General features: G+C 71.1%; 10 protein-coding genes. 1 reads left to right on the top strand and 9 read right to left on the bottom strand.

Annotation, left to right across the window (positions count from 1 at the left end):
- Positions 1-213: 213 nt before the first annotated feature.
- Positions 214-846 carry a MerR family transcriptional regulator gene (locus QTQ03_RS06410; protein WP_289277173.1) on the bottom strand — a complete coding sequence of 211 codons (633 nt, stop codon included), beginning with the start codon at positions 844-846 and terminating at the stop codon, positions 214-216.
- Positions 847-2,897: 2,051 nt separating this feature from the next.
- Between QTQ03_RS06410 and QTQ03_RS06415 the strand changes: the two genes are divergently transcribed.
- Positions 2,898-3,668 (top strand): helix-turn-helix domain-containing protein, encoded by a 771-nt coding sequence (locus QTQ03_RS06415; RefSeq protein ID WP_289277174.1) that lies wholly within the window; start codon positions 2,898-2,900, stop codon positions 3,666-3,668.
- Between the two features lie 666 nt (positions 3,669-4,334).
- Here QTQ03_RS06415 and QTQ03_RS06420 read toward each other — a convergent pair.
- The 8 genes from QTQ03_RS06420 to QTQ03_RS06455 form a co-directional block, all read right to left on the bottom strand.
- The gene (locus tag QTQ03_RS06420) at positions 4,335-5,693 is read right to left on the bottom strand and encodes a cytochrome P450 (protein WP_289277175.1); all 1,359 of its coding nucleotides are present in this window, start codon (positions 5,691-5,693) and stop codon (positions 4,335-4,337) included.
- Positions 5,690-6,244: a flavin reductase family protein gene (locus QTQ03_RS06425; protein ID WP_289277176.1), complete on the bottom strand. Its 555-nt coding sequence runs from the start codon at positions 6,242-6,244 to the stop codon at positions 5,690-5,692. The genes QTQ03_RS06420 and QTQ03_RS06425 overlap by 4 nt, the downstream gene beginning before the upstream one ends.
- On the bottom strand, positions 6,244-6,705 hold the full coding sequence (locus QTQ03_RS06430; protein ID WP_289277177.1) for an acyl-CoA thioesterase: 462 nt from the start codon (positions 6,703-6,705) through the stop codon (positions 6,244-6,246). Before QTQ03_RS06430 ends, QTQ03_RS06425 begins: the two co-directional genes overlap by 1 nt.
- Positions 6,706-6,709: 4 nt before the next feature.
- Positions 6,710-12,484, bottom strand: a complete 5,775-nt coding sequence (locus QTQ03_RS06435) for a type I polyketide synthase (RefSeq protein ID WP_289277178.1) — start codon at positions 12,482-12,484, stop codon at positions 6,710-6,712.
- Complete coding sequence (locus tag QTQ03_RS06440) at positions 12,481-13,470, bottom strand: enediyne biosynthesis protein (RefSeq protein WP_289277179.1); 990 nt, start codon at positions 13,468-13,470, stop codon at positions 12,481-12,483. Before QTQ03_RS06440 ends, QTQ03_RS06435 begins: the two co-directional genes overlap by 4 nt.
- Positions 13,471-13,475: 5 nt before the next feature.
- On the bottom strand, positions 13,476-15,440 hold the full coding sequence (locus tag QTQ03_RS06445) for a CRTAC1 family protein (protein WP_289277180.1): 1,965 nt from the start codon (positions 15,438-15,440) through the stop codon (positions 13,476-13,478).
- A gap of 4 nt (positions 15,441-15,444) precedes the next feature.
- Positions 15,445-16,419 carry a DUF1702 family protein gene (locus QTQ03_RS06450; RefSeq protein WP_289280709.1) on the bottom strand — a complete coding sequence of 325 codons (975 nt, stop codon included), beginning with the start codon at positions 16,417-16,419 and terminating at the stop codon, positions 15,445-15,447.
- A gap of 191 nt (positions 16,420-16,610) precedes the next feature.
- On the bottom strand, positions 16,611-17,588 hold the full coding sequence (locus QTQ03_RS06455; protein WP_289277181.1) for a DUF1702 family protein: 978 nt from the start codon (positions 17,586-17,588) through the stop codon (positions 16,611-16,613).
- Positions 17,589-17,591 lie beyond the last annotated feature (3 nt).

The raw sequence follows: 17,591 nt of genomic DNA on the forward strand, positions 1-17,591 counted from the left end.
CGAATGCCGGGGCATTCCCTAGCCGTCCCGTCGCCCAGACACCCCGACGGGGCGACGGGGGCGAGCCCACGGGCAATCCCCGACCCCGGAGGTATCACGAAAAGCGACTTCCCGCGCACAGGACGTGGTGGCAGGGCCACCCGGACGTCTCTCGGGTGTCGCAGTCGAGCTTCGCTGAGGTGGTGCGACTGACTCAAGGACGAACACGCTCCGCTATGGAACTTGCGACTCCGAGCGATGGCGGCTACCGACATGATGGGTCAGCGCCATCCGGCGCAGCGCGGTGAGCGCCACATCCAGCAGCACCAACCGTGCTGTCAGACGCATGCGCGCCTCCACGTCGGGCGGCTCGGCCGGCAGTTCCCCGGCCTCGGACGCGCCCAGTTCGCGCGCGGCCGACGCGTAGGCGTCGAACACCTCAACCCCGTCCGACCAGCCCAGCCCACGCAGCATGACCAGCACCTGGGCCAGGGTCTGCCGCTCCGCCGCGTCGGTGTCCACCTGCCAGCCGAGCCGGTCGACGTACTCGTCGACCTCCCGGCGCACCTCGTCCTCACCGACCACAGTGGGCATCGACGTCACCGTGACATTGATCACAGTGCATAGCCCATGCAGCGGCCATCCCCGCGAGTCGATCGCGGCCAGGACCTCGCGCACATCCGAGATCCCGAGCCGCCCTGGTCCAGTGAGCACCTGGATGAACCGCAGCCGGGCAAGGTGCTCCTCGGCGTACTCCGCCTGGTTGCGACCTGTTCGAACGCCCGGCTGGAGCAGCCCCTCACGCAGGTAGAACTTGATTGTCGGGACCGACAGACCGCTCTGCTTGCTGAGCTCCGAAATGCGCATCGAATTCCATTACACTCGCTGCCGACCTCGTACGCCATAGTGTCCCACAACGACTCACCGCCAGCGAGAGCATCGATCGGACAGAAACTCCTCAGCCGCCGCTACTCCGGTGACTCCCACTGTCCGTCCACCCATCCCGCTCCACTGGGATTCTCATTTCCCACGGTTACGAAGCGTCACCGCGGGCGGGCGAGAGGCAGTCCACCGTCGCCACCCACAATCACGTCCACTAATACAATCCGTGCCGACCCACCAGTCCACCCCTCACGAGTCGAATCGACCGGGAACCGACCGGGGACGAAGGATGAGGGATCACGCACCGGCTGAACGAACACGACGACCACCCGTTGACGATTCGGCCCGGCCGGCGAACCGAATGTCGTCACGAAGCGCCCACCGCACACCAACCTCGGGAACGGTCAGCAATCGAGCTGAATCGCAATATCGGCCACAGTGCCATAGAACTGACAGATCAGCGTCGGATTCGGCTAGCAGCCGAGCACGGCGACCTTCATCACAGAAACCACATCGCGGAGACGAAGCGACGGCATCCGCCACCAGGCGCATTTCGTTCGACGTCCGGCCGCCGAAAGGGCGCCGACGCGGGACGGCCGCCGCTGGCCTGAGGCCTGGGCGACGTCGGCGACACCGGCCAGGCGAAGCAAGCTGATCGCGTTCCTGCTCAGGTCGGGCTCGGGTACGCGAGGGCGGGACCGCGGCGCGTCCTGTCGCTCCCGCGACCCAGTCTCCGGCACCGCTGCCCGCCGCTGGTTTCGCCCCCACCTCCGGACGGACCCGACCGGGTCATCACGACGACCTGGCAGCCGCCGGGACGCCGCCGGCCGGGCCACCTGACGGCGATTCAACGCGCGCCGGGCCCGAACCCAGCAGCCCCGGGCTGACCCGCGACGCTCACCGCCGAACAGGTCGGAGCGCGCCCTGTCACCGCTCACCGCCTGCTTCTTCCACGTTGCTCTGCCTCCGACCCGACGTCACGTTCGGTGAGCACCGGCAGCCTCACCCCACCCAGAGGAGGATCTGGCGATCCCCGCCGTGGCGGGCCAGAGCGTTCCGGCGCCACGTCGACCTTGACACTCTGCGCGGTTCGCCGTCCGGGGTACGTACATCGTCGAGATCGTTGGACAGCCGAGCCGCGCGCCGCCAGCCGCCGCGCGGCTCGGCTGCGTCGGCGGAGCGCCGACCGGGAGCCCGCCGACGCACCGCGGCGCACTCCGCACCGACGCCAGGCTGGTGCCGGTCGACCCGCAGCACCCGGTCGACGCCGGGTGCGCGTCGACTCGGCCCGGTCTGTTTCGCCGCGGACTTCGCGTCCGGCCGCGGTGGGGAAACCGTGCCCATTTATGTGCGGACGGAGTCCCTGTTCGGGGCGTCCGCGATCGTCGGTCGCGCGGGATCCTCGGACGCCGAAGCCAGCACAAGGCTCATACGACGTGAACGCCTCAAGGCGGCAGGCCTCCCACCGGGAGAACCTGACGGTCGCCACCGACGTACCACACCGTTTGGTCGGCCCGGTATCCACATTCAGCCCCTAGCCGGGATCACCGTTTGTTTCGCACGGGTGTGCTAGAGGTCACACCAATCGCACCTCATGGATAGCAGTTATATCCGGTATCGACCAACGCCAGTCAAAGCCGCCCACGGACCAGAAAAACGGATAGCAGGGATAACCACTGCTCGCAAGCCGCAGGCCGCAGCAGCAAGCCTGCGCAACGGCCACAACGGACGGTAGCGGCGTCGTCACGTGGATATTGCACGGGCGGCGCAGCTTGGGCTAGCATCCTCGCATCATTAGAGCGACGATTGCGGGTGCAATTAGTAGGCCGGGACGTTGCGCGTCACAGGCATCCCCTCTGCCACGTTGACCGTTAGGTAACGAGACGCCACGAAGCGACCCGGCGACCTATGGGTCGAACAGCCTGCGGGCAATAGATTCATAGGCATGCATTGGCGTCCATGATTGTTGCTCATATCGTAAGGGGGACGAGTTGCTGGATCCAGGCACTAGGGCCGCCGAACGTGTCATCGCCTTCATGCATGACAATCTCGGGGAGCAACTGACCATCGATGACATGGCTCGGGCAGCATTCTTCAGCAAGTTCCACTTCTCGAGGATCTTCCAGCGAGCCACGGGGATCTCGCCCGGACGGTTCCTCTCCGCACTGCGGCTCCAGCGGGCCAAGCAGTTGTTGGTGTCCACCTCGCTGAACGTCGCGGACGTCAGCCTGCGGGTCGGCTACGCCAGCGTCGGCACGTTCAGTTCACGATTCACCCGCAGCGTCGGGCTCTCCCCGACCACGTACCGGCGCCTGGGCGGTTACACCTCCCACGTCCCGGTGGCCGACACGCACTCGGTGACCAGCCGGCCAACCGGCAGCCTGCGGGGCCGGGTGGTGCCGGCGTCGAATGTCCTGGTCGACCGCGTGTTCGTCGGCGTCTTTCCCGACCGCATTCCGGAGGGCCGACCGGTGCAGTGCTGCGTCCTCAACGAGCCGGGCGAGTTCGTGCTGGACCGGGTGCCCGTCGGAGTGTGGCACGTGCTGGCGCACTCGGTGGGACCGGACCTACTCGGTCAGCCCTCGGCGGAGGTCGGCGCCGTGGGTAGCAGCGGGCCGATTTTGATCAGACGGGACGGCGTGGTGGAGCTGCAGCTGTCCCTGCAACCGATGCGGATTCTGGATCCGCCGGTCCTGCTCGTGCTCGAGGACGTGCGCCGCTCGGCGATGCAGCGGACGGAGACGCGACACGGTCCCGCCGCGGCCGACCGGGACGTGCGGGAGCCGGTAGGCGCGGGGCTGCGCTGACCGGCGACGCCTCCTCGACCGGCGCGGGATCGGCAGGCTGCCGCTGACCCCGCGCCGGTACTGCGCACGTCGAAGAACGAAACCACCGCCGAGACCACTCTGCTGCTCGCGAAGATGGTCCGCCACAACGGTCTCGGCCTCGATGGCTTCGTCAGCATCTGCACCACGGCCCCACCTGATCAGCTGCTTCCGGCGGTGGCAGCCGCTGGCCCGCCGCCGCGCTGCCCGGTGCGGCTCGCCCCGCTCGCCCGGGTCCCCACCGCGCCGCTCGCCACCGGCCCCGTACCGCCGTGGCGCTCGGCCCGATCGCAGGGTTCCCGTGCCGGACGGCCGCCGAGGGTGGTACCCGGAACACAGCCCGACCGGCCGCCAAAAATGCGCTCGACGGCCGGTGGAACCATCACGGCTGCGGCCCGCACGGAACTCGCCGGCAAGTCGGCGAGGTCCTGCCGCGGTTGCACAGGCGGCCCCAGCGACAGGCGGAGAGCCGACGCCTCCACCGACGAGGTCGCCGAGGCTCTCGCCACGCGGGGCATCCCGCGGATGCGGATGGCCGCCCGGTACGGCGGCCATGAATCCGACCCGGCGCCGTCGTCGACGTGCTGTCCCAACTCGGCCGGGCGACGGCTCGACCGGCTGCGCACCAGCCCGCCTCCCGGTGCTGGTTCAGCTGATCGTCCGTACCGTCATCGACAGACCGTCACGGACCCGCAACGACAGCATCGGCTCGGCGATCACCTGTTGGCCGGCCGACGCCACGAGCTCGAACTCGCGCGACACCATCGCCACCACGAACACCGCTTCCATCAGGCCCAAGTGGTTGCCGACGCAGAACCGCGGCCCGGCGCCGAACGGGACGTAGGCGTACCGGGGCCGGGCCGTGGTCACCTCCGGGTCGAACCGCCCCGGGTCGAACCGCTCCGGCTCGGGCCAGAACGCCGGGTGCCGGTGCAGGGTGTACGGGCAGATCAGCACATCCGCTCCGGCGGGCACCGGATACCCGTCCACCACGTCGACGTCGCGCGCCCGGCGGGACAGCATCCACACCGGCGGGTACAGGCGCATGGCCTCGCTGACCACCATCTTCGTGTACGTGAGCCGCCCCAGGTCGGCGTACTCGGGCAGCCGGTCACCGAGCACCTCCACAGCCTCCTCGCGCAGCCGGCGCCGCACCCAGGGGTTCCGGTCGACCAGATGGAAGGTCCACCCGAGCGTGCTCGCCGTGGTCTCGTGCCCGGCCAGCAACAGCGTCACCAGCTCGTCGCGCATCCGCTGACGGGCCACCCGGGAGTCCGCCTCGTCCCCGGTGGAGGCGATCAACCGGGACAGCGCGTCGTCGGCCTCCGCCACGTCGCCACGGGTGGTCCGGTCGGCCACCAGCCGCTCGACGATCCGCTCCAGTTCCCGGCGGGCCCGCCGGAACCGCAGCTGCTGCGGCAGCGGCACCCACATCGGCAGCACGCTCATCGAGGCCATCTCGAACATGGCCTGGTTCTGCATCTCTTCGAATGCCTCCCCGACGGTGGTGAAGGCGTCGAGGTCGGCGTCGAGCAGCGTCCGGCCGAGGACACCGAGGGTCAGCGCGGTGAACTCGTCGGTCAGGTTCACCGGGCCGTCGCCTCGGCGCCCGCGCAGCCGGGTGAGAAGCCGGTCAGCCTCTTCCGCCACCGCGCCGGCCTGGCCGGCGATCCGCTTGGCCTGGAACACCGGCTGGATCACCCGCCGCTGCTTGCGCCACAGCTCACCCTCGCTGGTCAGCAGGCCGTCGCCGAGCGCCCGCCGGGCGTGTACCAGGCCCAGCCCCTTGACGTAGTTCTGGCTGTTGTCGGCCAGCACGTGCTTGGCGTGGTCGGGATGGTTGAAGAAGTACAGCGCTCGGGGCCCGACCCCGAGCCGGACGGCGTCGCCGTAGCGGGCGGCGGAGGTCATCAGGCCGAGCCGGTCCCGACCAAGCTGCCACAGCGAACGGAGCAGGGCAGCACCGGTCGGACCGGGATACCTCCGGCCGGCCGCCACCAGCGTCATGTCGCCACCCCACTCCGCTCGGCCACCCCACTCCGCTCGGCCGCCACCCGACGGAACCGGCCACGGAAGAACACCACGGGGTCGTCCTCGCCACGCCGCTCGACCGACAGCAGCCGGCCGGTGAAGATGCTGTGGTCGCCCCCGTCGTACACCTGCCAGACAGCACACTCGAACCGGGTCAACGCCCCGTCGATCAGCGGCGCCCCGGTCACCCGGCCCGGCGTCCACTTCACCGCCTCGAACTGCGCGGCGCCCAGCGGGCGCCGGCGGTCGGCGAAGTGCCTCGCCACCGGCTCCTGGCCCTCGGCGAGCACGGAGACGCCGAAGACCCCGACGGCGAGAAGCCGGTCGTGCATCACGGCCCCACGATCCACGCAGACCAGCACCAGCGGCGGATCCAGGGAGACCGAGGTGAACGAGTTGGCGGTCATGCCGTGGGGCAGCGAGCCACCGACCGACATCACCGTCACCCCGGTCGCGAACGTCCCGAATGCCCCGCGCAGCGCATCCGGGTCAGTCGTCGTGACGGACGCCAGATGATCAATGCTCATCATGTCCTCCTGGTTCCCGCCAGCTGCGGCCCACCCGGGGCGCGGTACGGGCGCAGCGCCCGCACCAGCGCCTCCGGGACGCGGGTCGGCTGCGTGCGGGTGTTCGGTCCCCGCATGCAGGCCACCCGCTGCCGGCCCCGAGCGACGAGCGTGCCGCCGCCCGGGTCAAGCCGGACGTAGTCGAAGCTGAACTCCAGCTGGGTCTGTGCCAGGTCGACCAGCCGCATCCGGATCGACAGCTCGTCGAAGGCGGTGATCTCAGCGAAGAACTCGCAGTCGACCTTCAAGGTGAACAGCTTCAGGTCGTCGCGGACGTCGGCGAGCACCTCCGGAGCGCGCTCGAACAGGAACATCTCCCGGCAGCGGCCCTGCCAGCGCAGGTAGTTGACGTAGTAGACGTTGCCGACCAGGTTCGTCTCCTCGAACCCGACGGTGTGCCGGTACTCGAAGTAGTCCTGCACCGCCTCAGCCGTCCTTCCCGGTCAGCACCGCGAAGACCACCGGTTCGGTGTGGTCACGCAGGGTCACTGGCGCCGTGGCGATCCGCAGGTCCCCGGAGGCGAGCAGCACCCGTCCGTCCCGGCCGCCGGAGAGCAGCGACAGCGGGGAGCGCTGCGGCAACCCCACCTTCTGCAGGCACTCGGTCGCCGTCCAGACCCGGGTCGCCGCGACGGCGAGGTCCTCGCCGGTCTCGGCGGCGATCAGGTCGGCCAGGCCACGGTTCGGGCCCAGCAGCCCGTCCCACTCGGGCGCCGGAAGCGCCACCACCGGCTCGACGTCACAGCCGAGCGGGCCGACGCCCAGCACACACAGGGTGAGCCCCGCGCCGTGCGCGGCGGACACCTGCCGCTCGCCGTCGAGCTCGGGTCGCCCGTCGGGCCGGTACCGGACGTCGACCGCCCGGCCCAGCGTCCGGCCGGCCGCCCGGGCGGTGCGGCCCCGCCCGGCGACACCGGCGCCGCCGTCGGTGGGGGCGTCGGGCTCGACCGTCACCGCGATCGGGGTGCCGAGCAGATCACCGAACTCCCGTTCCAGGTACGGTCCGAGCAGGGTCGGCACCCAGCGCAGGTCGCTCCGCTTACGGACGGCCTGCAACCGCAGCCCGTCCCAGCGCTCCAGGACCCGGCCGGCGCCGTCCCGGACGGCGATGTCGTAGATGTAGGTGTCCCCGTCGCGGCTGCGTTCGCGGGCGCAGTAGCGCACCTCTCCCGCTGCCGCCAGGGCTGCCCCACCCGGGTGGACCCGCTCGATGCCGGCGGGCAGCAGCGTGGCGTGCGGCACGCAGACCTGGTTGCCGTGCATCAGCGCGTCCCGCATGCCAGGGTCGCCGAGGATCAGCTCCGCCGGCAGGAAACCGGCGAACCAGTCCGTGTCGCCGCGCACCGCGAGGTCCGCATCGACGTCCCGGGCGGAGGCCCGGTGGTAGCGGCGAAGCCGCTGGAACCGGTCACCCTGGAACAGGATGTCGCCGTAGAGGTCGCGGTCCGGGGCGAGTGGTACCTCCGGTAGGCCGGGCCCGACCTGCTCGGGCGGACCGTCCGGCGTCGGGGCGTCGACGAAGCGCAGGCGGGCACGGAAGTGGTCGGCGGCGAAGCCGGTCTCCGCGCTGCGGATGCTCACCTGCACCGTGTCGTCGTCGGTCACCACCGCCGCCACCCGGATCGTGGTGCTGCCGTCGGGCGGCACCACGATCGGCCGGGCGAACTCGACGTTCTCGATCAGCGGGACCGACCGCCGGCCGGTCAGCGCGGTCGCGACCTGGGACATCGCCTCCATCCCGAAGACCGCAGGGAACAGCAGGTTGCCGTCGAGCAGGTGGTCGGGCAGATAACGGTCGATGTCCGGGCTGAGGGTGGTTTCGGAGACCAGTTCGACGCCCGGATAGTGAACCGGCAGCCGGTCGACGAAGCGCAGCAGGGGTAGGTCGGGGATGTTGTACCGAACGGTGTCGATGTCCTGCGTGCGACCGCTGATGACCACGACCGTCGGCGCGGCGGCGTCCACCAGCAAGCGCCGCATGATCTCCACGCCCTGGTCCAGGGTGATCGGCGTGACACCGTCGCGTTCCAGAGCCTCCACGACGGACAGCCGCTCCCCCATTCCCGTTCCGGACCAGACCGACCACTCGAGACAGAGCGCGCGGCATTCTGGGTGGCGGCGGCCGAACTCCGCGGTCAGCTCCGCGAGCCAGTCGTTGGCCATCGCGTAGTGCGCCTCGCCGCGCAGTCCGCTGCGGCCGATGATGCTGCCGAACGTGACGAGAGCCTTCAGCCGATCCGCGTCGACCGCGTTCAGGACCGCCCGCAGGCCGTCGATCTTCGGCGCGAACGTCCGCCGCACGGCCGCCTGGTCGAGGCTGGCCAGCGCCGTCGGCTCGTTGCGACCGGCGCCGTGCAGCACGCCGGTGACCGGGCCGAGCGCATCGGTCACCTCAGCCACCGCCGCCCGGACCTGTTCGGCGTCGGTGACGTCGGCACGGGCGTAGTGCACGGTGAGCCCCTGCTCGGTCATCCGCCGCAGGTTCGCCGCCAGCTCCTCGTCGCCGGCCGGGTCGGAGCGGCCCAGCACGGCCAGCCGGGCCCCCGTGTCGCGTCCGATCACGATCGCGCACTCGGCGGTGATGCCCTTGCCCCCACCGGTGACCAGCAGGACGTCGTCCGAGCCCAACGGTGACACGGGCCGCGCCGGCCGCACCGGCATGGCCCGCAGGGTCGGCACCAGCCGACGTCCCTGCTCGTCATAGTGGACCTCGGCGAACTCCTGGGTCGCGGCGATCTCGGCCAGCACCCGCTCGACGGCCGGCCCGGCTGCCGGAGTCCGCACTATGGTCACCCGGACCTGCGGCGCCTCCAGCCGGAGGGTCTTGGCCAGGCCGGCCGCCCCCCGACCCGGCTGGACGAGAACGAATCGGTCGCCGAGCTGGCCGCCGAGGACGGCCCGGGCGCCCTGGCGGGCGAGGTCCAGATGCTCCTCGGCGCAGTCGGCGGGCAGACAGACCAGCACACCGGAGCCGAGTTGCCCGCGTTCGAGGCCGCGCCGCAGCTCCTCGGCCAGCGGATCGTCCGCCGCGGCGTACACCCGCCAGTGGCCGTTCTCCTCGGCCGGCCCGCGGGCCGGCAGCGGGACCGGGTCCAGATCCAGCCGGAACGGCCGGGACCAGGGGGCTGCCCCGACAACCGCCGGCTCCCGCTCGGTGTCGATCGGAAGGGCGGTCCGGTGTAACTCGCCGAACGCCTCCGCGAGCTCCCGCAGGGTGGCGGTGGCGAAGTTCGTCGGCGTCTCGGCGGCCCCGATGCCGAGACGCTGGGCGGCCTGGTTGACCACCTGGCCGACAGTGATCGAGCTGAGGTGCAGGTCGTCGAGGAGCCGACTGTCGTCGCGCACCATCTCCAGCGGCAGTTCGGCACGTTCGGCGGCCAGCCGCCGGAGCAGTTCCAGGCCGGATTCCCCGCTCTCGGCGGAAGCGGCGGGCGGCGTGGCGACCGGTGGCCCCGCCGCGGTCGGGACCGCGCGGACGTCAACGGCGGGAGCCGCCTCGCAGGGGCTGGCGAAGAAGCTGAACTCCTGCCCGAGCTGCACCGGCCGGATCAGCCGGCCGTGGAACAGACCCGGGTGGACGTCGGCGGCACCGATGACGTACGCGGCGGCGACGACCCGCAGCACGCTGGTCAGCGACTCGTCGTCGGTGTCCAGCGCCACGGCCGGCACCTCGGTCACCGCGGCGGCCAGACCACTGAGCACCCGCCCGGGCCCGACCTCAACGATCAGGTCGATGTCCTTGGCGGCGAGGGCCACGGCTTGGGCGAAGAGCACCGGGTCGGTGATCTGCCGGTGCAGGAGCGCCGGGATGTCGGTGTCCGGGGCGAGAACCTCACCGGTGACGGTGGAGACCACCGGTTCGCGGAGCGGTCCGAAGCGCTCGCCGGCCAACCGGTCGCCGAAGGCCGCTGCCGCCGGGGCCACCAGCGGAGAGTGGAACGCGTGCGACACCGACAGCCGGGTGGCTCCGATCCCGGCCTCCCGGGCGGCCCGACTCACCGCCTCGACGGCGTCGACCGGGCCGGCGACGACCGTCTGCTGGGGGCCGTTGTAGCCGGCGACAACCACCGGCTGCCCGGCCAGCAGGCCTGCCACCGGGTCTGGCGCGGCGGCCAGGCTGGCCATGGTGCCGGAGGCGCTGTGCTCGGCCATGGTCCGGCCGCGTACCGCAGCGACCCGCAGCAGGGTCTCACCGTCCATCGCGCCCGCCCAGTGCAGCGCGGACAGCTCGCCGAGGCTGTGCCCGACGGCTACCTGCGCGCCGATCCCGAGGTCGCACAGCACCCGCAGGCCAGCCATGGATCCGGTGACGATACGGGGCTGGGCGACGGCGGTGGCGACCATGTCGCCGGTGGTCGGCAGGGCAGCCCGCTCGTACACCTCCTCGGCCCGGCCGAACCGGCGGCGCAGCGCGCCGCCGCTGGTTCCGCGACCCGAGCCCTGGCCGGGGAAGAGGAAGCCAATGCGCCCCTCCTCCACCACGTGCCCGCACAGGGCGCGCCCGTCGGCGGTGAGGAGCCGGGTCTCACCGGCGTCCAGCGCCTCCCGGACGCGCAGTAGCTGGTGCTCCGCGTCCTCCGGGGAGGACACGACCAGCGCCGCCCGCCAGGGCCGGTCCTGCTGTTCCCGGTGCAGGGTGGCGGCCAGATCGGCGAGCTGGGCGTACGCGAGCTGGGGAACGAACTCGATCAGCTGCTGTACCCGCTCGCGCAGGAGGCCGGCCGAGTCGGCGTCGACCACCAGCAGCTCCATGTCCTGCACCGAGCGGCGCAGGTTACGGCTGCGGCTGTCCAGCCGGACACGCCGCTTCGGCTCCCGCTTGTCCAGCACCACGTGGGTGTTGATGCCGCCGAAGCCCATCGCGGTGATGCCGGCGCGCACCGGGGTTTCCGCCGGCCACGGCTCCGCCTGCCGCAACACCCGCAACGCGGCGTCGTCGGCGGTGAGCAGCTCGTGCGGGTCGACACAGCCGATCGCCGGCGGAAGCAGCTCGTGGTGCACCGCCATGGCGGCTTTGATCAGACCCGCGACCCCGGCCGCCGCCTTGGTGTGCCCGATCATGCCCTTCACGGAGCTGATCGCGGCCTTCGGCGCCCGGGGGTCGGCCGACCGGCGGGCCATCGAGAGGGCCCTGAGCTCGGTGGCGTCCCCGACGGCGGTGCCGGTGCCGTGGCCCTCGAACAGTCCGACGGTGTCGATCCCGAAGCCCGCCCGCTCGTACGCCCGACGCAGCGCCAGCTGGTAGCCGTTGACCTCGGGACGGGTGATGCCGCCCTTACCGTCCGAGGAGATACCCCAGCCGGCGACGGTGGCGTACACGCGGTGCCCGGCCTCGAGGGCGTCCCGCTCGCGCATCAGGACGATCATCCCGCAGCCTTCGCCGGGCCAGAAGCCGTTGGACTTGCGGTCGTAGACGCGCATCTCCGTCCGGGCCAGCGCACCGGTCTTGGCGAAACCGATGATCTCGAAGGGGTCGATGGAAATGTCCACCCCCCCGGCCACCGCGACGTCCACCTCGCCGTCGAGCAGCGTCTTGCACGCGGTGGCGACGGAGAGCAGCGAGGACGAGCAGGCGCCGTCGACGGTGTACCCGCCGCCCTTGAGATCGAAGTGGTTGCAGATCCGGCCGGCGATGGTGTTGGACAGGCCACCGGCCAGGGTGTCCTCGTCGATGCCGGGGAACGGCGCCTTGTAGCGGGCCTCGAAGTCGGCGAGGAAGGTGGCCAGTTGGTCGTCGTCCCAGTCCTGTTCCTTGAGCGCGGCGGCCACCATCCGCTGCACGTACGGCCACCGCAGCCGCATCTGGTTGGCGCGGGAGAACTCCCCGGTGAGGCTGTTGCCGACCACCACGCAGGTGCGCTCGCGGGGCAGTCCCTCGGCCATCGGGAAGCCGGCGTCGGCCAGGGCCGTGGCGGCGACGTCCAGCGCCAGCCAGTGGGTGAGGTCGGTGGACCGGTACGTGCTGCCGGCGATCTTGTAGGCGATCCGGTCGAACTCGTAGCCCTCGATGACGGCGGCGGTCCGGGCGTAGAAGCGGTCCGGGGCGGCCGGATCAGGGTCCCAGTAGTCGTCGAGCCGCATCCGCACGTCCGGAAGGCGGCGGAAGGCGCGCCGTCCGGCGACGGCGTTCTCCCACAGCTCGCCGGGCGAGGTGGCGTCGGGATAGCGGTTGGCCATCCCGACGATGGCGATCCTGCTCATGCCGGCACACGCTCCTTGCCGGATTCGGGGGCGACGACCACGGGAACGGCCGACGTCCGGGCGAGCGACGGTGCCGCCTGGGCCTCGCGCCGCTCGCGGGCCTGGTTGACGAAGTGCAGCGCCCAGTGGAAGCCGCCGCGGGAGGCGCAGACCAGGGCGGTGGCGAAGAAGATCCCGTACGCGATGCCCGCGCCGGTGAGGAAGCCGTAGACGACCGCGACGCCGGCGCCGAAGGCGAACTGCGCGGCGGGCGGGGACGGGCTGGTCCCCGGGTCGGTGACCATGTAGTTGGTGAACAGCACGAAGGCGGTGCCGGTCATCATGGCCAACGCGCCGGGGATCGAGGTGTCCAGGACCATGCCGCGGACGACGGCCTGGAGCACGAAGAACGACGTCCAGCCGAGGATGAGCCACATCCGGCCGGTCAGCTTCCCGTTGATCATGGTGCCGCCGACGATGATGATCGCCGGGACGAACCAGTCCCAGAAGCCGGTGATGTGCTCGGTGAAGTGGTACGGCGGGGCGATGCTGGCCCACGGAAAGAGCAGCAGGATCATCGCGATGCCGAAGTTCGACGGGTTCATGTAGTGCCGCATCCGGCCCCTGAGCGGTGCGCGCAGCACCCACTTCGCGCCGATCGCCACGGCCACGCCGAACATCAGCACCAGGATCTGGTCGTTGACGTAGATCAGCATGTTCACCGCGAGGCTGGTGATGTGGGCCGGATAGAGGAACTCGACGAGCCCACGCAGTCCGTTGCCGAGGTAGCGGGGGGTGCGGCCCTCTGCCCGGGCGCCCACCGTCTCCAGGACGATCTCCAGCGTGTAGCCGGTGGCGAGCGCCACGAACGGCCACAGCCATGGCTGCTCGAAGCCCAGCACCGTGTAGCCGACGATGTTGAACACCGTGATCGAGATCGCGAAGTTGCGCAGCGCCTTGATAACCTTGGGATCGTGGCGGGGGCCAGAGGGCGTGGTCGCGGCCATGTCGCTCACCTTTCCTGGGCCTGGGAGCCGAGCCGCAGCGTGTGCCAGCCCGGGGCCAACCGAATTTCCTGCTGCCGGACCTCGCCGGCGCGGTCGCGCCACCGCAGGTCCACCCGGACCGGGCCGGTGATGTCACGGCCCAGGCCGACATGCGCCTCGTGGCTGCGCTTGCCGGAATGGCCGCTGCCACCGTCGACGCGGGTGACGAAGGTGCGCCCGTCGGCGGTGGTGACCCGAACCTGGGCGCCGACCACCGGGGAACCCGGCGCCGGCCGGCCAGCCTCGGACACGGCCGGACCGTCGTGGACCAGCCGGAGCCCGAGGAAGGCCCCCGGCGACGGGCTCTGGTTGTGATAGAAGACCGGCTCGTCCCACTGCCGGGCCACGGCGAAGTCCAGCCGGCCGTCGCCGTCGGCGTCACCGGTGGCGATGCCGCGGGTCGGCACCGGGATGTCGAGGCCCAGCTCACCGGCGAGATTCACGTAGCGGCCGCCCGGATCCTTGACGAAGAAGTGCAGCCGCTGACTGCCGCCGATGTCGTCGCCGGAGTTGACGTGCGGCCACCACAGCGGGTGGCGCAGCAGCTCGTCGTTGGCGGTGGCCAGTTCCTGGAGCTGCGGCCAGCGGTTCACCTCACCCTTGACGAAACCGGTGGCCTGTGCGACGACCAGGGTGCCACCGTTGTCGAAGTCGGCCAGCTTGGCGTCCCAGCCCCAGCCCGACCAGGCGAGGCCGAGCGGCGCGCTGCGGTCGGCGTACGGGGCGCGACCCTCGGCGAACTGCCTACGCAGGTCGGCGTTGTCCGTCGCGGTGTCGATGAACGCGAAGTGGCTTTCTTCGATGCCGAACGACGTGGTGATGTTGCTGACGAACATGTCGTACCGGCCGTCGCCGTCGAGGTCACCGAAGTCGACGCCCATGCCCTTGAACGAGTCCAGGCCGACCCGCTTGGACTTGGGCACCAGCGCGCGGCCGACAGCGCTCTCCACCAGCGCGAACTTCAGCTCGCCGGGGGTGGAGCGGTTGTGCAGCAGCCGGTCCGGGCCGAAGTCGTGCGCGATGTAGAGCTCGGGCAGATGGTCGCCGTCGAGGTCGTTGGCGCCGGCCGCGAGCGCCCAGCCCTTGGACACCGCGCGGGGCAGGACGTCGTCGATCTGTTCGAAGGTGGCTGTCGGTTCGGGGCCGCCGCTGCCGCCGGTGAAGCGGAAGAAGTAGTCCTCGCCACCGTTGATGCCGTGGGACATCGAGTCGTTCATCTCGACCCCGCCGCTGACGGTGTCGTCGAGGACCGCGCTGTGCGGGAAGTAGTTGCCGACGTAGATGTCGACGTGGCCGTCGCCGTCGAAGTCGTCGACAGCGACGGTGTTGGTGTTCCACAGCGGGCCCTCGTACCGGTCGGCGGCGCCGGGCACCAGCTCGGTCGGCTGGTACGCCGCGGCGCTCAGTCCGGTGACGCCGGCCTTCGTCAGGTAGAGGATCGGCGTCCGGCCCCAGAGGTAGACCAGAAGGTCCATCCGGCCGTCCTCGTTGAAGTCGCCGGGCACGCAGCCCATCGGCGCCATCGGTGTGGTCATCGGCAGTGGGTCCGGGCGCAGCGCGAAGGGGGTGTACCGGTCGCCGCTCGAACCGGGCACCGGGGTGATGCTGACCTGGTCGGTGCGGGGGTCGGTGACGCAGAGGTCGTTGGCCAGCCCGTCGCCGTCCAGGTCGTTCATCGCGATGGCGGAGCCGACCGACGAAATCCAGGCGTCGATCTGCTGGTAGTCCTGATTGACCCGGCGGATGGTCTGCTGCGGGAACCCGCCCGGCAGCGCGATCGCCGTCGGCGTGAACCGGTAGCGGTCCGCCAGCTCCGACCGCTCGTCGGCCGAGGCGTACGGCAGCCGGGAGGCGAGGAACAGGCCCACCATCAGCACGAGAGCCAGCGCCCCGGCCAGTTGGCGGCGCAGCCATCTCACTGTCATCGACATCTTGTCAGTTCCTTCCGATCACGACGAACTCGTCCGCCACGGCCCGCCGCCAGACCTCGTAGCCGGGCGGCCCGCCCGGCGTGTCGCCTCGCGGCCGGCGGCGTTCGGCCAGGTCGGCGGCTTCGACCACGGTCATCCCGCACAGTGCCCGGGTCGCCACCTCGTTGTGCGGGACCACGAGCCCCGCCCGGACGCGGGCCGAGGCGGCGAAGACACTGCCCTGGGAGACGTGCGTGTGGTACGCACCGGCGCGCCGCCGGAACGCCCGCAGTTCCTCCTCGTCGGCCCCGCCCGCGTACGTGGCCGCCAGTCCGGCGCCGCTGTACAGGTCCGCCCGCCGGCCGGGGGCGAAGCCCTCGATGGTCTCGGCGACCCGCTCGGCGTCGGTACCGCAGACGAACCAGAGCGCCCGGCCGATGCCTTGGTCGATGGCGTGGTCGGCGTAGCCGCGGTGGGCGTCGCCCGGTGGCCATGGGAAGGCGGCCTCCCGGTACTGGCCGTACACGTACCGGTCGGTGGCGAAGTACGCCTGGTGGAAGCCGAGACCGTCCAGCACCAACCAGCGCACCAGCGGGTCGGGGGCGGTCAGCGTCCACCAGCGGAACCGCGGTAGCCGGGCCATCGCCCAGCCCACCCCGACGTACGCCATGTAGATGTGGGCGTCGCCGGGTCCGGCGAGAAACCGGGCCACGTGACGACGTGGACCGGGTAACGCGTCGAGCACCGCCAGGGCCATCGCCGCACCCTCGTACGCGAACCCGCGGAATCGCGTCGGGGTCACGTCGAGTCGCCGCGACAATGGGTCGGGCGATGGCGTCTCCGCCGCGTAGGAATATCCGGTCAGGAACGTGCGCCCTACGGTTTCGAGCATTTCCCGCGCGGCTGGATTCTTGGCTTTGAATCCACGCACGTCGAGGTTCGTGGCCGACATGTCGGGTGTGAGAATGCGACGTCTGAGCGTCCGCCAGGCACTGGTCACGGTCTCCCCCAAACGAGGACACGCTAGCCCTCTGACAACTGTGGATGAAACGGTGCCAGCGGCCGGTACGTCGCGTCTTCTTCGATTGTGCTAATCGAGGAAAAGATTATCGACGACAACGACGGAAGCGGATAGTGCCAGTACCCACGAATGCATAAGCCTCATTGCCGAATGGGCTGGGAGCGACGGGATCAACCGGGGGTCGCCGCCGCGTGGAACCGCGCCCGCACCCGGTTGCGCCAGATCTCGTACGGCGGCACGTGTCCGCCCACGGCGTCGGGGACGGCGACCTCGTCGGCGAACTCGGCGGCGGCCTCCACCGTCATCCCGGTGAGCCCGGCCAGGGCCGATCGGGTGTGCTCCGGGACGCACCCGGACCAGGAGCGGGCCTTGGCCGCGAACACCGCGCCCTGGGCCAGGTCCGAAGCGTGCTCGCCGGCGGCGCGGCGCAGCGGCTCGGCGGCGCAACCGCCGGCGAAGGTGGCGGCGAGCCCAACCCCGCTCCACAGGTCCGGATGCCGGTCGGCGGCGAACCGGCCGACCGCCGCCGCCACGTCCGGAACCCGCCCCCCGTGGACGAACCACAGGGCCCGGCCGACGCCCTGGTCCACCGCCCGGGGGAAGTAGCCCGCCGCCCCCTGCCAGGGGTACCGGGCGAGCCGCTCCTGCCGGTCGACGACGCGCTCGGTGTCGAAGTAGGCCCGGTCGAAGCCATACCCGTCCACCGCCAGCCAGCTCATCGTCGGGTGGTAGGGGATCCCGCTCAGGTCGGGCAACACCTTCCGCCAGAGGAGCCGTGGGAGCCGGGCCATCGCGAAACCGATGCCGATGTACGCGAGGAAGACGTGCGGCCGACCCGGACCGAGGAGCAGCGCGCGGGTCCGGTTCGAGCGACCCGGCATGACGTCCAGCACGGTGCAGGCCATGGTGGCACCCTCGTACGCGAAGCCGCGCAGATCCTCCTCGACCAGTTCCAGCCGCCGTTCGAGCTCCCATTGGTCGCGGGTGTCGATGCCCCACTCGAAGCCGCAGATCACCGCGCGCGGCACCGACTCGAGCCGATCGGTGGTCGCCGACGGCGTCGCCGGGAAGTTCCGCCGCCGGAAGGAGACATCGGCCAGGGACGGCGCCAGCAGCATCCGGCGCACCGAGCCCACCGCGCTTGCCATGAA

It is taken from the genome of Micromonospora sp. WMMA1363, assembly GCF_030345795.1.
Taxonomy (GTDB): Bacteria; Actinomycetota; Actinomycetes; order Mycobacteriales; family Micromonosporaceae; genus Micromonospora.